This is a genomic window from Buttiauxella warmboldiae, assembly GCF_003818135.1.
Lineage (GTDB): Bacteria > Pseudomonadota > Gammaproteobacteria > Enterobacterales > Enterobacteriaceae > Buttiauxella > Buttiauxella warmboldiae.
In genome coordinates this window covers 1-14,937 of record NZ_RPOH01000058.1, presented here as the reverse complement: position 1 = coordinate 14,937, position 14,937 = coordinate 1, and the positions used below count along the sequence as shown (strand labels likewise).

Annotated in this window: 13 protein-coding genes and 2 tRNA genes; 2 read left to right on the top strand and 13 right to left on the bottom strand. The window is 50.8% G+C overall.

Features of this window, described 5'->3' with window-relative positions; all coding sequences use genetic code 11:
- Positions 1-83: 83 nt before the first annotated feature.
- The 10 genes from EHN07_RS13540 to ilvL all read right to left on the bottom strand — a co-directional run bounded on the left by EHN07_RS13540 (position 84) and on the right by ilvL (position 11,254).
- The gene (locus EHN07_RS13540; RefSeq protein WP_124024632.1) at positions 84-2,147 is read right to left on the bottom strand and encodes a BglG family transcription antiterminator; all 2,064 of its coding nucleotides are present in this window, start codon (positions 2,145-2,147) and stop codon (positions 84-86) included.
- 68 nt (positions 2,148-2,215) lie between these two features.
- Positions 2,216-3,619 carry a PTS galactitol transporter subunit IIC gene (locus tag EHN07_RS13535; RefSeq protein WP_124024631.1) on the bottom strand — a complete coding sequence of 468 codons (1,404 nt, stop codon included), beginning with the start codon at positions 3,617-3,619 and terminating at the stop codon, positions 2,216-2,218.
- A 45-nt stretch (positions 3,620-3,664) separates the two neighbouring features.
- On the bottom strand, positions 3,665-3,943 hold the full coding sequence (locus EHN07_RS13530) for a PTS sugar transporter subunit IIB (protein ID WP_124024630.1): 279 nt from the start codon (positions 3,941-3,943) through the stop codon (positions 3,665-3,667).
- 1 nt (position 3,944) lies between these two features.
- Positions 3,945-4,460 (bottom strand): PTS sugar transporter subunit IIA, encoded by a 516-nt coding sequence (locus tag EHN07_RS13525; protein WP_124024629.1) that lies wholly within the window; start codon positions 4,458-4,460, stop codon positions 3,945-3,947.
- A 245-nt stretch (positions 4,461-4,705) separates the two neighbouring features.
- Positions 4,706-6,250 (bottom strand): threonine ammonia-lyase, biosynthetic, encoded by a 1,545-nt coding sequence (ilvA, locus tag EHN07_RS13520; protein ID WP_124024651.1) that lies wholly within the window; start codon positions 6,248-6,250, stop codon positions 4,706-4,708.
- 2 nt (positions 6,251-6,252) lie between these two features.
- Positions 6,253-8,103, bottom strand: coding sequence for a dihydroxy-acid dehydratase (ilvD, locus tag EHN07_RS13515; protein WP_124024628.1), 1,851 nt, complete (start codon positions 8,101-8,103; stop codon positions 6,253-6,255).
- Between the two features lie 60 nt (positions 8,104-8,163).
- A complete protein-coding gene (locus tag EHN07_RS13510) occupies positions 8,164-9,096 on the bottom strand; it encodes a branched-chain amino acid transaminase (protein ID WP_124024627.1) in 933 nt (310 codons plus the stop codon).
- 19 nt (positions 9,097-9,115) lie between these two features.
- Positions 9,116-9,373 carry an acetolactate synthase 2 small subunit gene (gene ilvM, locus EHN07_RS13505; RefSeq protein WP_124024626.1) on the bottom strand — a complete coding sequence of 86 codons (258 nt, stop codon included), beginning with the start codon at positions 9,371-9,373 and terminating at the stop codon, positions 9,116-9,118.
- Entirely contained in the window at positions 9,370-11,016 is a 1,647-nt protein-coding gene (gene ilvG, locus EHN07_RS13500; protein ID WP_124024625.1) for an acetolactate synthase 2 catalytic subunit, read from the bottom strand. Before ilvG ends, ilvM begins: the two co-directional genes overlap by 4 nt.
- Before the next feature lie 139 nt (positions 11,017-11,155).
- A complete protein-coding gene (ilvL, locus tag EHN07_RS13495) occupies positions 11,156-11,254 on the bottom strand; it encodes an ilv operon leader peptide (protein ID WP_072009493.1) in 99 nt (32 codons plus the stop codon).
- Positions 11,255-11,609: 355 nt separating this feature from the next.
- Between ilvL and EHN07_RS13490 the strand changes: the two genes are divergently transcribed.
- Positions 11,610-13,130 carry a YifB family Mg chelatase-like AAA ATPase gene (locus EHN07_RS13490; protein WP_124024624.1) on the top strand — a complete coding sequence of 507 codons (1,521 nt, stop codon included), beginning with the start codon at positions 11,610-11,612 and terminating at the stop codon, positions 13,128-13,130.
- Between the two features lie 27 nt (positions 13,131-13,157).
- Here EHN07_RS13490 and EHN07_RS13485 read toward each other — a convergent pair whose 3' ends face one another.
- Positions 13,158-13,496 (bottom strand): MaoP family protein, encoded by a 339-nt coding sequence (locus tag EHN07_RS13485; RefSeq protein ID WP_124024623.1) that lies wholly within the window; start codon positions 13,494-13,496, stop codon positions 13,158-13,160.
- A 119-nt stretch (positions 13,497-13,615) separates the two neighbouring features.
- Here EHN07_RS13485 and hdfR point away from each other — a divergent pair, with 119 nt between their 5' ends.
- Positions 13,616-14,440, top strand: coding sequence for an HTH-type transcriptional regulator HdfR (gene hdfR / locus EHN07_RS13480; protein WP_124024622.1), 825 nt, complete (start codon positions 13,616-13,618; stop codon positions 14,438-14,440).
- 83 nt (positions 14,441-14,523) lie between these two features.
- Here hdfR and EHN07_RS13475 read toward each other — a convergent pair.
- Positions 14,524-14,599: transfer RNA gene (locus EHN07_RS13475), tRNA-Trp, on the bottom strand.
- 55 nt (positions 14,600-14,654) lie between these two features.
- Positions 14,655-14,731: transfer RNA gene (locus tag EHN07_RS13470), tRNA-Asp, on the bottom strand.
- Between the last annotated feature and the right edge of the window lie 206 nt (positions 14,732-14,937).

The window sequence follows — 14,937 nt, the reverse complement described above, 5'->3', positions numbered from 1 at the left end:
TGGTAAGAGCGAACGCGGTCACGGCAGCTATTGCCATGAAATAACGTTGCAGCGTATGAGCTGCAAATAAGTTAAATTAATAATTAAATATGGCGGGCGATTTCGCTTATCAGCGCAGATTCATCCTGCGCCCGACGAATAACGTTGCCACCATCATATAATTCAAGAAATTCATTTAATTGAGCCAATGCTTTTAAGTGTTTTTGTGGGTTATGGGTAGCGAGGACGATAATAATATCGGCCTGCATATAATCGGCGAAGGTAATCTTATAAGGCAGCCGTAATAACGCCATCCCGGTATCCAACACGCCATCATCCACGCCCGCATGAGCAATAATGACCCCGTCCACCAACATAATATAGGGCTGCTCTTCGGCGATTTTATTGAGCATAATTTTCACGTAGCGCGGTTCAATGACCCCACTTTGCAACAATGAAGCCGACGCCAGGGTAATCGCCTGCTGCCATGAAGCAGGCAGTTCTGCGGCAAACTGGACGTGCGCTTTTCCCAGTAAATCAATCAATGACGGCATCGGTGGCTCGAAGCCGCCCACGGAGCTGGCGGGACTATTTTCCGCGTAGATATAGCTGGCGAGCGCTCGTTGTAGCCCTTTGTGGTCGATGATGTTGCCAAAGCGCTCGAAGATCAGCAGCAACTGTTCAATCTGGATGATATTCGGATCCACGCCCTGGAGCGCGCTGATAACATGGTTGCGAAAAGCGCTTTTATGAATGCTGCCGAGCGATGGGTTTACCACAAATACCATCTTGCTGGTATTCAGATGGGTGGTGGCAAAGACCACATCATAATGCCCGGTAAAGCGCTCAAATTCACGACGGGACAACATCTGCGTGAAGTGCAGTTCCGGGAATAACACCTGCAGCGCCAGATACAGGTAGGTTGAAATGGTGGCGCTGTTTTCACATACTACAACTGCCGTTTTTTGCAATTTTATCTGATGGATAACTCCTTCTCTTGTCAACCAACCACCGAAGAGCACCGTCAGAAATGCCATCTCTTCATCCGGGATTTCACAGTGCAAAAGGGTTTCAAATGGTACCGCCGCCCGGCGCACTATTTCATGTAGATGGCTAAATTCTTTGATCACCAAGTCATACACGCTGCTGGTATTGGTGAGATGATAGCGAATGCGGTAGTAGGCAGGTTTCCAGTGCTGATAGATTTTTTCGATCAGTTCATTTTTTTCTTTAATAGTCACACAACTTATTTTTTCAAAGCTATCAACCACCATTACGACGCTTTCTAGCAAGAGAGTATCAAGATGGAGATATTTATCGGCGATACTCTGAATATTGGAACTCTGGATCAGTGCTGTCAGGAAAACCAGTTCATTTTCATTGTTGATATTGATTTTACTGATAACGCTTTGCATCAGCGTAAATTCTCTACTGTGGATAATATCGGAGTAAGTGTCTGGAATAGTCACCAGCTTTTTACCTGACTCAATACGGTGCAGAACAAAACAGATAAAATAAATAAGTTCCTGGAGCTGACGGTCAGTAAATTGAATTTTAAAATGTTTTTCTATTTCACTAAAAATGTTGCCAACGATTTCCAGATGCTCATTCATAACGTTGTTATATTGGGCGATAATATTTTTCGCTACCGGAATTTCCAGCACTTGCCGCAGGCAGCTTAATAACAAATAGCGCTTCTCTAGCTCCTGTCCAAGAATATGGTAACCATTGCCCCGGTCATAGTTAATTTCTAAACCGTGTTCGATAACCTCGCTCCGCACTTTTTTCAGATCGTTGATAATCGTGTTCTGACTCACTCCCAGCGATGACGACAGATGCAATAGCGACAATCTTTCGCTACGCGTCAGTAGCATAAAGATAATCATCTGCCCGCGTTCCTCTTCCGAAAAAAGATAACGTTGCTCTGATTCTGCCGTCTGGCTCTGGCGAAAATGCTCCAACACATGGCGTGAAATATGCAGCTTCCCCGTCTTCAGGCGATTGATAGGATCGAAGTGATTCGATTCCAGATAATCATTCACTTTTTTCAGCGTATAGCTCAGTTGTTTACGCGTCAGGCAAAGCTGCTCTTCGAGCTTCGTCCCCGTGATACTGAGGTCGTTCACAATCGCATCCAGCACTGCGATCGCGCGTTTATCCATAGCCATACCGACTCTCCTGGGATGAAAAATCTGGCGGTGGTATCGGCCGCCAGAGATAAACGTCGATTCCAGCGTTACGCTTGCTGAACATGCTCCTGTAGCCCGGCTTCCTGTTGCGCCAAGCTACTTTCACGGCGCAACTCACGCGAGTAGAAGAAGTAACCGCACGCCCACCAGACAGCAAACAGTAGCGGGATAAGGTCACCTTCCAGAAACTTGAACAGGAAGGAGAAGGCATAGGTAAATACAGGGGCGTCAATCGAGCTATTTGAAATCAGCTGGCCTGTCGGAATGGAGATCGCCTTCGTTGCCAGGCCCAGATCGGTAATCATTGGCGCAAACTGCGTCCCGACGAACAGGAAGAACGGCACGCCAATAATACTCAGAATAACCATCCGCAGCGTGTTGCCACGGGTCACCAGGTAAGCGGGAACAATCAGGGAAATATTGATGATACCGGCGAAAGGTAAGATCTTGTTGTCCGGCAGGATCAGCGCCCAAATCAAGGTGAACGGAATGGCGACGATAATGGCGAACCAGATCTCGCTGGCCCCCCCCATGAACGGCCAGTCGATACCGACAAACAATTTACGTCCTGAGAATTTCTGATTCATGTAGTCGCTTATCGCTTCAGAGATCGGTGACAGCGCCTGCATAAAGAGCTTCGAAATCATCGGGAACAACACTAATGCTGTGGAAGCCTGCACGCCCAGCATCAGCGTTTTCGCCACGCTGTAGCTGGCGATAATCCCAAACAGGATCCCCAGAATAAAACCGATAATATGGTTTTCCGCAAAGACGCCGACCTTAGCGCGAAGCGCCGTCGCATCCATCGGTTTATTGCACACCGGGATTTTGCGCAGCAGTAAATCGAACGGGTAGTAAATGGCACCAAAGAACACCATGCGATGCGTACAGGTCACGCCGGGAATACCCGTGAGTTTCTCAATACGATGCTGGTGAATATCGCCGGCATTCAGCTCCATGATTATCTGGAAAGCAGCAACCAGGAACGCCAGCGCCAGACTCCAGGCGGGGCCAAACAATGGGGTGGTGACGCTCACCACAATAAACGAGCTGAAGATTTTCCCCCAGACGTTCCAGAGATCTGCGTTGAAGGTGTTGGTTTTGTTCAGCATCAACATCACAATGTTCACAGCAACCTGGAGGGGGAACATGGCAAACGCGTAAGGCCAGGCCCAGGATATATTCGCCATCGTCGTCCAGCCACCGTCGACGATACTCAGTTCAAGGCCAGTACGCTGCATCATGGTCTGTGCCGCCACGCCGATAGCATCAACCATAAAGCCTATCAGCATGCTCATACCCACAAACGCCACGCCGAGCGTGATGGCAGCAGATGCGGCGTCGCGGAATTTCATTCGCACCACCAGCCCGGCTAATAGCATGATAAGAGGCACAAAAACCGGTGCACCTAAATTTAGTATGTAATTTATGACTACACCAAGAAAGTCCATAGCACTTCTCCACTAAAATAATTATACGGATTAAAGAGCTACACCTTATTTACAGGCATCAATGACCTTTTGTAATTCTTGTTCCATACCCATACCGGTCAGAAAGGCGATACCGTTAATTACGGGGATAGGATATTGTTTATCGACTTTCGTAATCGCAATATAAGCGGCACTATCTTTAATATGGGTATCGAGGGATTTCAGGTCGATAACTTCAACTTTAATATGTGATTGATTACGTTCGTTCAATAAGCGGGAAACCTTACTGGCAACTGTTTGCGAAGTTGCAACACCACTTCCACAGGCAACAATGACTTTTTTCATCTTATAAATCCTTATCTAATTGCAGTCTTGATGTGAAGGTACTGAGAAAAGTATCTCTATTTTTGATTTCACGTAGCGTCTGAAGAACCTCTTCATCTGCAAGGCAATCCATCAGCTTTTGCAATGCCGCCAGGTGGCGACCATGTTCAATAAAACCAAGTAAAACAATAAATTGTACATAAATCGTATTATCGTTATTACCCATTTCATGCCAGGCCAGAGGCTGCGATAGGCGCGTCACAGAGATAAAGGGGCGGATCACATGCTGAGGATCGGTATGTGGCAGGGCTATCGCCACCGGTAGCGTAGGCAAACCGGTAGGATATGTTTTTTCACGAGCGACGATTGCTTCAAGAAATGAGCTCTGCACGAAGCCCTGCTCTTTGAGTTGAAAAAATATAGAAGAAAAATAATCCATGGAATTGGCATAATACTTATCAAGAAATGTGAGCTGAGGCAGAAAATATTCACATAGTTGTGCATTTTCATTCGGAGCATCAATTATATTCGCTCTCATTCGAATATCCTCCTAAGCGTTAAGAATTAACTAGAGACAATTTAATTCAGGCTCACAGGTCAAACGACAAATATTGAAACCAAAAAATGTGCGCGATCTGGCGCAACAAGGTGAGCGTTTTATTATGAATTGCATCACATTTTTGTCGTAGCGATCTGCGTATCGAAAAAATAGGCAGCAGAGGAAGGTAAATAGGGCAAGAAATAAGGGATAACCCTGCTGGGTTATCCCTTGTTCAGGAAACGTTAGCCCGCCAGGAAAAAGCGGAACGCCGGATTGTGGGTTTCGTCGTGGCAGTCATAGCCCAGCTCATTGAGGCGGGTTTCGAAATCTGGCTCATTGTCGCCCAGTTCGAACGCTGCCAGCACGCGCCCATAATCCGTGCCATGGCTGCGGTAGTGGAACAGCGAAATATTCCAGTGCGTGCCCAGGGTTTGCAGGAATTTCAGCAGCGCACCGGGTGATTCCGGGAACTCGAAGCTGTACAGGCGCTCGCGCAATGGTTTAGACGGACGCCCGCCCACCATATAGCGCACGTGCAGTTTCGCCATCTCGTCATCAGACAAATCGACTACGCCATAACCGCCTTCGTTAAGCAGCGCGATAATCTCTTGCCGTTCTTCCACGCCGCGCGTCAGACGCACACCGACGAAAATGCAGGCTTCAGCGGAGCTGGAATAACGGTAGTTAAACTCGGTGACCGAACGCCCCCCCAGCACCTGGCAGAATTTCAGGAAGCTGCCTTTCTGTTCGGGGATCGTTACCGCCAGTAAGGCTTCACGCTGCTCGCCCAGTTCGCAACGTTCAGACACGTAACGCAGACCGTGGAAATTCACGTTCGCCCCAGAAAGGACATGCGCAAGACGCTCGCCGCGAATCTGATGCTGCTGGATGTACTTTTTCATCCCCGCCAGCGCCAGCGCGCCGGACGGCTCAGCAACCGCACGCACGTCTTCGAACAGATCTTTCATCGCCGCGCAGATAGCGTCGCTATCCACCGTGATGATGTCGTCGAGATATTCCTGGCACAGGCGGAAGGTTTCATCGCCAATGCGCTTAACCGCCACACCTTCGGCAAACAAACCCACGCGAGCCAAATCAACCGGTTTACCCGCCTCCAGCGCCGCTTTCAGACAGGCTGAATCTTCCGCTTCGACGGCAATCACTTTGATTTGCGGCATCAGCTGCTTGATCAGCACCGCCACACCCGCTGCCAGACCGCCGCCGCCAACCGGAACAAAGATGCGGTCGATATGCGCATCTTGTTGCAGCAGCTCCAGCGCCAGCGTGCCCTGCCCGGCAATCACTGCCGGGTGGTCAAACGGAGGAACGTAAGTGAAACCTTGCTGCTGAGAAAGTTCGATGGCTCGAGCTTTCGCTTCATCAAAGTTGGCACCGTGTAATAGCACTTCACCACCAAACGCTCTGACGGCATCCACTTTAATATCTGCCGTAGAAACCGGCATAACAATCAAGGATTTGATACCTAAGCGTGTTGAGGAAAGCGCCACGCCCTGAGCGTGGTTACCCGCAGAAGCCGTAATCACACCGCTGGCTTTTTGCTCGCTGTTCAGCCCGGCAATCATCGCGTATGCGCCACGCAGCTTAAAACTGTGCACCGGCTGGCGATCTTCACGCTTCACCAGAATCACGTTATCCAGGCGCGAAGAGAGCTTTTCCATCTTCTGCAAGGGCGTGACCTGCGCGACTTCATAAACTGGCGCGCGCAGGACGGCTCGCAGATATTCTGCTCCACAAGGGGCGTCGGGTAGCGGTTGAGACTCGGCCATCATTAGCCTCCAAGCTTGCTTTTATCGCGCACCGCGCCTTTATCAGCGCTGGTGGCAAGGCTTGCATAAGCGCGCAAGGCAAAGGAAACCAGGCGTTCACGGTTGCGTGGGGTCCAGGCTTGCGCACCGCGAGCCTCCTGCGCTTCACGACGTGCAGCCATTTCCTGGTCGGTCAATTGCAGTTGGATCCCACGGTTCGGGATATCAATCGCAATCATGTCGCCATCTTCAATCAGTGCAATATTGCCGCCGCTTGCCGCTTCAGGTGAGACGTGGCCGATAGAAAGCCCGGAAGTACCGCCGGAGAAACGGCCGTCGGTAACCAGCGCACAGGCTTTACCCAGGCCCATAGACTTCAGGAAGGTCGTTGGGTAGAGCATTTCTTGCATGCCCGGCCCGCCTTTTGGCCCTTCATAACGAATAACAACCACGTCCCCCGCGACAACTTTGCCGCCAAGGATTGCCTCAACCGCCTCATCCTGGCTTTCGTAGACTTTTGCAGGGCCACGGAATACCAGGCTTTCATCGTCCACACCTGCCGTTTTTACGATACAGCCGTTTTCAGCAAAGTTACCGTACAGTACCGCCAATCCCCCCTCCTGGCTGTAGGCATGCTCTTTCGAACGGATACAGCCGCTCTGGCGGTCAACATCCAGAGAATCCCAACGGCAAGATTGTGAGAAGGCTTTGGTGGTGCGAATGCCCGCCGGGCCTGCGGAGAACATGCTTTTCACGCTTTCGTCTTTGGTCAGCATGACGTCGTACTGTTCCAGCGTTTGCGTCAGGGTCAGACCCAGCACGTTTTTCACATTGCGATGCAGCAGGCCGCCGCGATCCAGTTCACCCAAAATACCGATTACGCCGCCTGCGCGGTGCACATCTTCCATATGGTATTTCTGGGTGCTCGGTGCAACTTTACACAGCTGCGGGACTTTACGAGAAAGCTGGTCGATATCGGTCATGGTGAAATCGATTTCGGCTTCCTGCGCTGCGGCCAGTAAATGCAGAACGGTATTGGTTGAGCCGCCCATCGCGACATCCAGCGTCATAGCGTTCTCAAACGCTTCTTTGCTGGCGATGCTACGTGGCAATGCACTTTCATCATCCTGCTCGTAATAACGTTTGGTCAGAGCGACGATGCGTTTACCGGCATTCAGGAACAACTCTTTACGATCGGAGTGCGTTGCCAGCAGAGAACCGTTGCCCGGCTGAGACAGGCCCAGGGCTTCGGTCAGGCAGTTCATCGAGTTCGCGGTGAACATGCCGGAACAGGAGCCGCAGGTTGGGCAAGCGGAACGTTCGACCTGCTCGCTTTGCTCGTCGCTCACTTTCGGGTCAGCGCCCTGAATCATCGCATCAACCAGGTCGAGCTTGATGATTTGGTCAGACAGTTTGGTTTTCCCGGCTTCCATTGGGCCGCCGGAAACGAAGATGACCGGAATGTTCAGGCGCAAAGAGGCCATCAACATCCCTGGGGTGATTTTGTCGCAGTTGGAGATACACACCATGGCGTCGGCACAGTGTGCGTTGACCATGTATTCCACGGAGTCGGCAATCAGCTCGCGTGACGGCAGAGAATAAAGCATGCCGCCGTGGCCCATAGCGATACCGTCATCCACGGCGATGGTGTTGAATTCTTTAGCCACGCCGCCGGAGGCTTCAATCTGTTCGGCAACCAATTTTCCCAAATCACGCAGGTGAACGTGACCTGGTACAAATTGGGTAAAAGAGTTTACGACCGCAATGATTGGCTTACCAAAATCATCATCGGTCATTCCTGTCGCGCGCCACAGAGCGCGGGCACCCGCCATATTACGTCCGTGGGTGGTGGTGGCTGAACGGTACTTAGGCATGCTTATTTACTCCAGTCTGTCATTCGAGCGGCGGCGATCGCCATCCGTCTGGTTATATTTTTACTTAGGGTTGACCTGATCTAACCAGCCCCATTTGTCTTCGGTTTCACCGGTGAACAGGCCAAAGAATGCCTGTTGAATACGTTTAGTGACCGGGCCACAGCGGCCTTCACCAACCTGAATACGGTCAACGCTACGAACCGGTGTAATTTCTGCTGCCGTTCCCGACATAAAGACTTCGTCTGCCAGGTAGAGTGATTCACGAGACAGTACCTGTTCGCGCACTTCGATCCCCAGATCTTTTGCCAGTGTGATAATCGCGTCACGGGTAATGCCTGGTAATGCGGAAGAGGTAAATGGCGGGGTAAACAGGATGCCGTCTTTGACTTCAAACAGGTTTTCACCGGCACCTTCAGAAAGATAGCCATTCACGTCCAGCGCGATACCTTCCTGATAACCGTGGCGGCGTGCTTCGCTGCCAACCAGCAGGGAAGAAAGGTAGTTACCACCGGCCTTAGCCGCAGTAGGAATGGTGTTTGGTGCGACACGATTCCAGGAGGAGACCATCGCATCGATCCCTTGATCCAGCGCTTCGGCACCGAGATATGCACCCCATGGGAAAGCTGCGATGATCACATCCGTGGTATAGCCATCTGGCGGGTTCACGCCCATGCCCACATCACCAACAAATACCAATGGACGAATGTATGCGCTGGTCAGATTATTTTTGCGAATTACGCAGCGACAGGCTTCCATCAGCTCATCAACGCTTTGTGATACCGGGAAACGATAGATTTTTGCGGAATCGCGCAAACGCTGCATGTGTTCGCGATGGCGGAACACCACTGGGCCAATGTGAGATTCATAGCAGCGGATACCTTCGAACACCGAGGTGCCGTAATGCAGCGCATGGGACATGACGTGGACCTTTGCCTCACCCCACGGCGTCATCTCACCATTGAACCAGATGTAATCAGCTTTCTTCGTTGTCATTCTTTTCTTCCTTCTGCACTCAGGCGCGGATTTGTTGTGTTGTTTGTTGCTGGATTTCGACGCGACCCACGTCCACCAGTTTGCTTAATTGACTAAACAGTAATTCGACGGGCCGCAGGCTGGCAACGGTCAATTCAATATTAATATCGTCGCTATTCCCCGCCGTGGCCATATTCATAGAGCAGACCTGAAACCCGCGATGACGGACGACGCGCAGCACGCGCTCCAGCGTTTCAGGACGAAAACGGGCCGTTACTGCCAGCTGATGTTGCATCATGATAATTTCTCCATCATTTGTGAGTTACTGGCACCCGGCGGTACCAACGGCCAGACGTTTTCGTACTCATCAATTGAGACGTGAAGCAGATATGGTCCATCGCTGTTCAACATCGTTTCGATGGCGGCTTCAACCTGGTCTTTGCGCGTAATGTGCTGGCCTGGAATACCGAAGGCGCTGGCCAGCATAAGGAAGTCGGGGTTATCAGAGAGGTTGGTTTCACTATAACGTTCAGAGAAAAACATCTGCTGCCACTGGCGAACCATTCCTAATCGCTGGTTATCCAGTAACACGATTTTCAACGGCAGCCGTTTTCGTTTTACGGTGCCCAGCTCCTGGACGTTCATCATGAAAGAGCCGTCACCCGAGATACAGATTACCGTATCGTTCGGTCGGGCCACTTGCGCACCTACTGCGGCTGGCAAACCGAAGCCCATCGTCCCCAGACCGCTGGAGGTGATGAAGTTCTCCGGGCGCGTGAAGGACATATGCTGAGCCGTCCACATCTGATGCTGGCCCACATCGGTAGTCACTACGCACTCCTGCGGCTTGCGGTCGGAGAGTTGTTTCAGTAACAACGGGGCGAAAATAGCTTCACCGGGGTGATCGTAACGCCACGGATTTTCGGCACGTAAGGTAGCAACTTCATGCTGCCAGTCAGCGATATCCAGCGGCTGCTGCAGCGCTGGTAATAACTGGGTCAAATCGCCCTGTAACCCAACGTGGGCCTGACGCAGCTTACTCAGCTCGGCCGGGTCGATATCCATATGGATAACCCTGGCGTGTGGGGCAAAGGTATTCAGCTTGCCGGTTACGCGATCGTCAAAACGTGCGCCAACCGCAATCAGCAAGTCACACTCTTGTACCGCAAGGTTAGCCGCTTTGGTACCGTGCATGCCTAACATGCCGGTATAGAATGGATGATCGGCAGGAACCGCCCCTAAACCTTTCAGCGTCACTGTGGAAGGTATGTTCGTGACCGCGATAAATTCACGCAGCGCGGAAACCGCCTGCGCCATCCCAACGCCACCGCCGACATACAGCATCGGTTTGCGCGCGCAGGCTATCATTTCGCGCGCCTGATGGAGTTCCGCATGCGGCATCTCAAACTCATCTCCCACAGTGGATAACCAGGGGTCCAGATCGCCTTGTGCTAGCTGAATATCTTTAGGGATATCGACCAACACCGGGCCAGGACGGCCAGAGTTTGCAATCTCGAAGGCTTCGGCCAGAACGCGAGGTAAGTCAGCAAAAGATTCAACGAGGAAACTGTGCTTGGTGCATGCGAGGGATAATCCTAAAACATCCACTTCCTGGAATGCGTCAGTGCCGATGAACGGAGCCGCAACCTGGCCGGTGATGGCAACAACGGGAACGGAGTCTAACAACGCATCGGCAAGGCCGGTTATCAGGTTGGTGGCACCAGGTCCTGAAGTCGCGATGCAAACCCCTGTTTTTCCAGTAGCACGTGCATAGCCAATGGCCGCCATTGCCGCGCCTTGCTCGTGGCGGCAGAGTAAATGTTCCACACCACCGTCATACAACGCATCGTAGACTGGCATGATTGCACCGCCCGGATAGCCGAAAACAGTCTCTACACCCTGCGCTCGCAACGCATGTACCACCCACTGCGCACCATTCATAGTTAGTTCCCCGTCTCATTACCAGAGAAACAGCATTTTATTCTAGAAAACTTCATCTGTTCCTCTCCGCATTTTTTTGCCCAACAAAAAACCCCCGGACCTTTCGGTGCGGGGGTTCTTTTCGATTCAGGCTTGATTTTTAAGCCTTTCTTTCTCCAAGTGCTGCCCCGCACGGTGGGATAATAATCACCACCACGCTAATCACGACCAGGCTAATCACTTGTAGAAGGGCTTTCATGTTTGTCTATTCTGCGTACTTGTTCGAAGTAATACCTACAGAGGTATCACAGAGGCCAATTAAAACACAAGATTTTTTTATGCGGCGCAACATGGTTTAAAAATACGAATGGGGAAAAAGCTTTTGTTTTCAGCAAATAACCAGATAATGAAAATGTTTCACTCAAAGCGAATTGTTATTTTTTCCCGCCGCTACGCATGAAAGATAAGTCTTTGGCGAAGTGAATCGCAGAATAATTTTCAAAAATGAAATTGCCAGCAAAAGCCAGCAAAACCTCTCGCAAAATATTCTTTCGCCGCTTCACGCAAGATTGCCCCATCTGACAGGATAGAAATTCCCCCTACAGGAGCGAACTATGTCACTGGCAGTTGTTAGTACAAGGGCAGCATTGGGCATCACGGCTCCGCTGGTCACCGTTGAAGTTCACCTCAGCCAGGGATTGCCAGGTTTAACCCTGGTTGGGCTACCAGAAACGACAGTACGCGAAGCCCGGGATCGCGTACGAAGCGCCATTATCAATAGCGGTTACGCTTTCCCTTCCCGCAAAATCACCATTAACCTCGCCCCAGCCGATCTTCCGAAGGAGGGTGGCAGATATGACTTACCTATTGCTCTGGCATTGCTGGCAGCCTCTGAGCAGCTCTCTACGGATAAGCTGGATCAATATGAGTTCGTCGGTGAACTTGCCCTTACGGGCGCCTTACGTGGCGTACCAGGCGCAATTTCGTCCGCTATGGAGGCTTTAAAAGCGGGGAAGAAGATAATTGTGGCAGATGAAAACGCCGCAGAACTTAGTTTAATAGAACAAGCTGGCTGTCTTATCGCAAACCACCTCACCGAAGTATGTGCTTTCCTTGAAGGCAAGGGTGAATTATCTACCCCAGAAAAACTCCCGCAGCGGCCTGCCGAATACCGGCAAGATCTGAATGAGGTATTTGGCCAGTCCCAGGGGAAAAGAGCGCTTGAAATAGCAGCCGCTGGCGGGCATAACCTGCTACTTATTGGGCCACCGGGTACCGGTAAAACTATGCTGGTCAGCCGACTGAATACGCTACTCCCGCCATTAAACGATGCTGAAGCACTGGAGAGCGCGGCCATTTTCAGCCTGGTCAATCCACATTCGCTATTGCAGCAGTGGCGCCAGCGGCCATTCAGGGCACCTCACCATAGCGCTTCGCTGAGCGCGATGGTTGGCGGTGGTTCCATTCCACAGCCCGGAGAGATATCTCTGGCTCATAACGGTGTGCTGTTTCTTGATGAGCTACCGGAGTTTGAACGCCGCGTGCTTGATGCATTACGTGAGCCTATAGAGTCGGGAGAAATTCTTATCTCCCGTACCCGGGCAAAAATTAGCTATCCTGCAAGCTTCCAACTGCTGGCGGCGATGAATCCGAGCCCCACGGGTCACTATCAGGGAAAGCATAATCGCTGCACGCCCGAGCAGACATTGCGTTACCTTAGTCGCCTTTCTGGCCCTTTCCTCGATCGCTTCGATCTCTCCGTCGAGATCCCTCTTCCTCCCGCCGGAATACTGAGTAATCCAGACCAATACAGTGAAAGCAGCACGGAAGTAAGAGCGAGAGTCATAGCTACCCAGCAGCGGCAGTATGTACGGCAGAAAAAGTTAAATGCGAGGCTGGATAATCACCAAATCAAAAAATATTGCGCTATTGAGCACCATGATGCCGTGTGGCTTGAAGAGACGTTAGTGAAGTTGGGGTTGTCGGTCCGCGCATGGCATCGATTATTAAAAGTCGCCCGAACCATCGCAGACATTAAGGAGCACGAACAGATACGGCGGGAACATCTTCTGGAGGCGTTAAGCTATCGTGCAATCGATCGCTTGTTGATTCATTTACAGCGGCTAACCAGCTAAAAAAATGGGGCTTTCGCCCCATCATTGTTAATCATCGCTTTCGGTGTAGTCTTCAACCGCATCCGCTTGTGGCTTACCACCGGAGAGGGTGTGGAAACGTTTAGGACGCTTGATTCGCGCCATATATTTGCTCCACACGCGCTCTGCATCGCTCACCGGCTCACGTTCGCCACGGCAGACAGCGACAAACAGCACTTCTTCTTCAGTACCAGGTTCACGCTTGCCCAGATCCAGCTCATTGAACGCATAACCATGGCGTTCTAACAGCTGGGCTTCTTTAATGGTGAAATCACCATGGCGAGCGAACCCGCGCGGATAATGTTTATTGTCGAAAAACCGATTAGTCGTCGTAAAGCTTTCCGCCATCCTGCACGCTCCTAATTCTCTTGGTCGAGCTATTTATGGCGCGGAGTATTAGTTACGCTTGACAGAGCGTCAAACAAAACATTTAAATCATAACGACAAATTTTTTTTTGGAGAGGGTCGTGGATACTGAATTACTAAAAACGTTCCTGGAAGTGAGCCGAACGCGGCATTTTGGGCGGGCTGCAGAGGCTCTTTATCTAACACAATCAGCGGTTAGCTTTCGAATTCGCCAGCTGGAGAACCAGCTCGGCGTAAATCTTTTTACTCGCCACCGTAATAATATTCGTCTGACGACGGCGGGTGAACGTTTATTGCCCTATGCTGAAAATCTCATGAGTATCTGGCTGGCCGCCAGGAAAGAGGTTTCCAACACATCTCAACACAATGAGCTAACGATTGGTGCCAGCTCATCCCTGTGGGAATGCATGCTTTCTGAATGGCTTGTTGTGCTCTATCAGCAGCATAAAGGGCTGCAATTTGAAGCCCGCATCTCACAACGTCAGTCGCTGGTTAAACAATTACATGAGCGCCAACTTGACCTGTTGATCACCACAGAAGCGCCAAAGATGGATGAGTTTTCCAGTCAGTTATTAGGACATTTTAATCTGGCGCTCTTTTCTTCAACGCCTGAGGGTTTAAAGGCCGGCTTAACCTATTTACGTCTGGAGTGGGGGCCTGATTTTCAACAGCATGAAGCAGGATTGATTGGGAATGATGACATTCCGGTTCTGACAACCAGCTCGGCACAAATTGCCTATAAATTGCTGCCACAGCTCAATGGATGCTCATTTTTACCCGTTGAATGGGCGAAAGATCGCGCAGGAATTTATCCGGTACCAGACACTAATATACTCTCGCGTCCTTTATATGCTATCTGGCTACAAAATAGTGACAAACAAAATACAATCAAAGAGTTATTAAAGACACCACCCATGGCGCAGTAATGCGCTTTTGTTGTTTTTACGGGGGATATTTTGCAGGATTTCAGGCAAAAAAAAATCCTTTGCCGAAGCAAAGGATCATTATATGGCAGGGGCGGAGAGACTCGAACTCGCGACACCCGGTTTTGGAGACCGGTGCTCTACCAACTGAGCTACGCCCCTAAATAACGCTTAGTATTAAGCCCGCTGATTAGGCAGGCATAATTTTTTTAATAAGTGGCGGAACGGACGGGACTCGAACCCGCGACCCCCTGCGTGACAGGCAGGTATTCTAACCGACTGAACTACCGCTCCACCGAATTTCTTTCTTGTTACCACCAGATGTCACATTCTGGCTCTTACTGCTTTGAATTTGGAGCCTGGCAGTTGATGAACTTCGTTCACCCTACGGGCCGTTGCTTCGCAACGTTCAGGCTTCGCCTGTCCTACTCTCTGAGAGTAGAGAACTGCCCTGTATCACCAGGATACAACTTTAATTTAGAGCCTGGCAGTTCCCTACT

What these genes read in the sequence shown, in the direction of transcription:
- ilvD (WP_124024628.1), bottom strand. Translation starts at nt 8,103, where the DNA reads ATGCCTAAGTACCGTTCAGCCACCACCACCCACGGACGTAATATGGCG.
- ilvG (WP_124024625.1), bottom strand. Translation starts at nt 11,016, where the DNA reads ATGAATGGTGCGCAGTGGGTGGTACATGCGTTGCGAGCGCAGGGTGTA.
- ilvM (WP_124024626.1), bottom strand. Translation starts at nt 9,373, where the DNA reads ATGATGCAACATCAGCTGGCAGTAACGGCCCGTTTTCGTCCTGAAACG.
- ilvA (WP_124024651.1), bottom strand. Translation starts at nt 6,250, where the DNA reads ATGGCCGAGTCTCAACCGCTACCCGACGCCCCTTGTGGAGCAGAATAT.
- EHN07_RS13530 (WP_124024630.1), bottom strand. Translation starts at nt 3,943, where the DNA reads ATGAAAAAAGTCATTGTTGCCTGTGGAAGTGGTGTTGCAACTTCGCAA.
- EHN07_RS13510 (WP_124024627.1), bottom strand. Translation starts at nt 9,096, where the DNA reads ATGACAACGAAGAAAGCTGATTACATCTGGTTCAATGGTGAGATGACG.
- EHN07_RS13525 (WP_124024629.1), bottom strand. Translation starts at nt 4,460, where the DNA reads ATGAGAGCGAATATAATTGATGCTCCGAATGAAAATGCACAACTATGT.
- EHN07_RS13540 (WP_124024632.1), bottom strand. Translation starts at nt 2,147, where the DNA reads ATGGCTATGGATAAACGCGCGATCGCAGTGCTGGATGCGATTGTGAAC.
- ilvL (WP_072009493.1), bottom strand. Translation starts at nt 11,254, where the DNA reads ATGAAAGCCCTTCTACAAGTGATTAGCCTGGTCGTGATTAGCGTGGTG.
- EHN07_RS13490 (WP_124024624.1), top strand. Translation starts at nt 11,610, where the DNA reads ATGTCACTGGCAGTTGTTAGTACAAGGGCAGCATTGGGCATCACGGCT.
- EHN07_RS13535 (WP_124024631.1), bottom strand. Translation starts at nt 3,619, where the DNA reads ATGGACTTTCTTGGTGTAGTCATAAATTACATACTAAATTTAGGTGCA.
- EHN07_RS13485 (WP_124024623.1), bottom strand. Translation starts at nt 13,496, where the DNA reads ATGGCGGAAAGCTTTACGACGACTAATCGGTTTTTCGACAATAAACAT.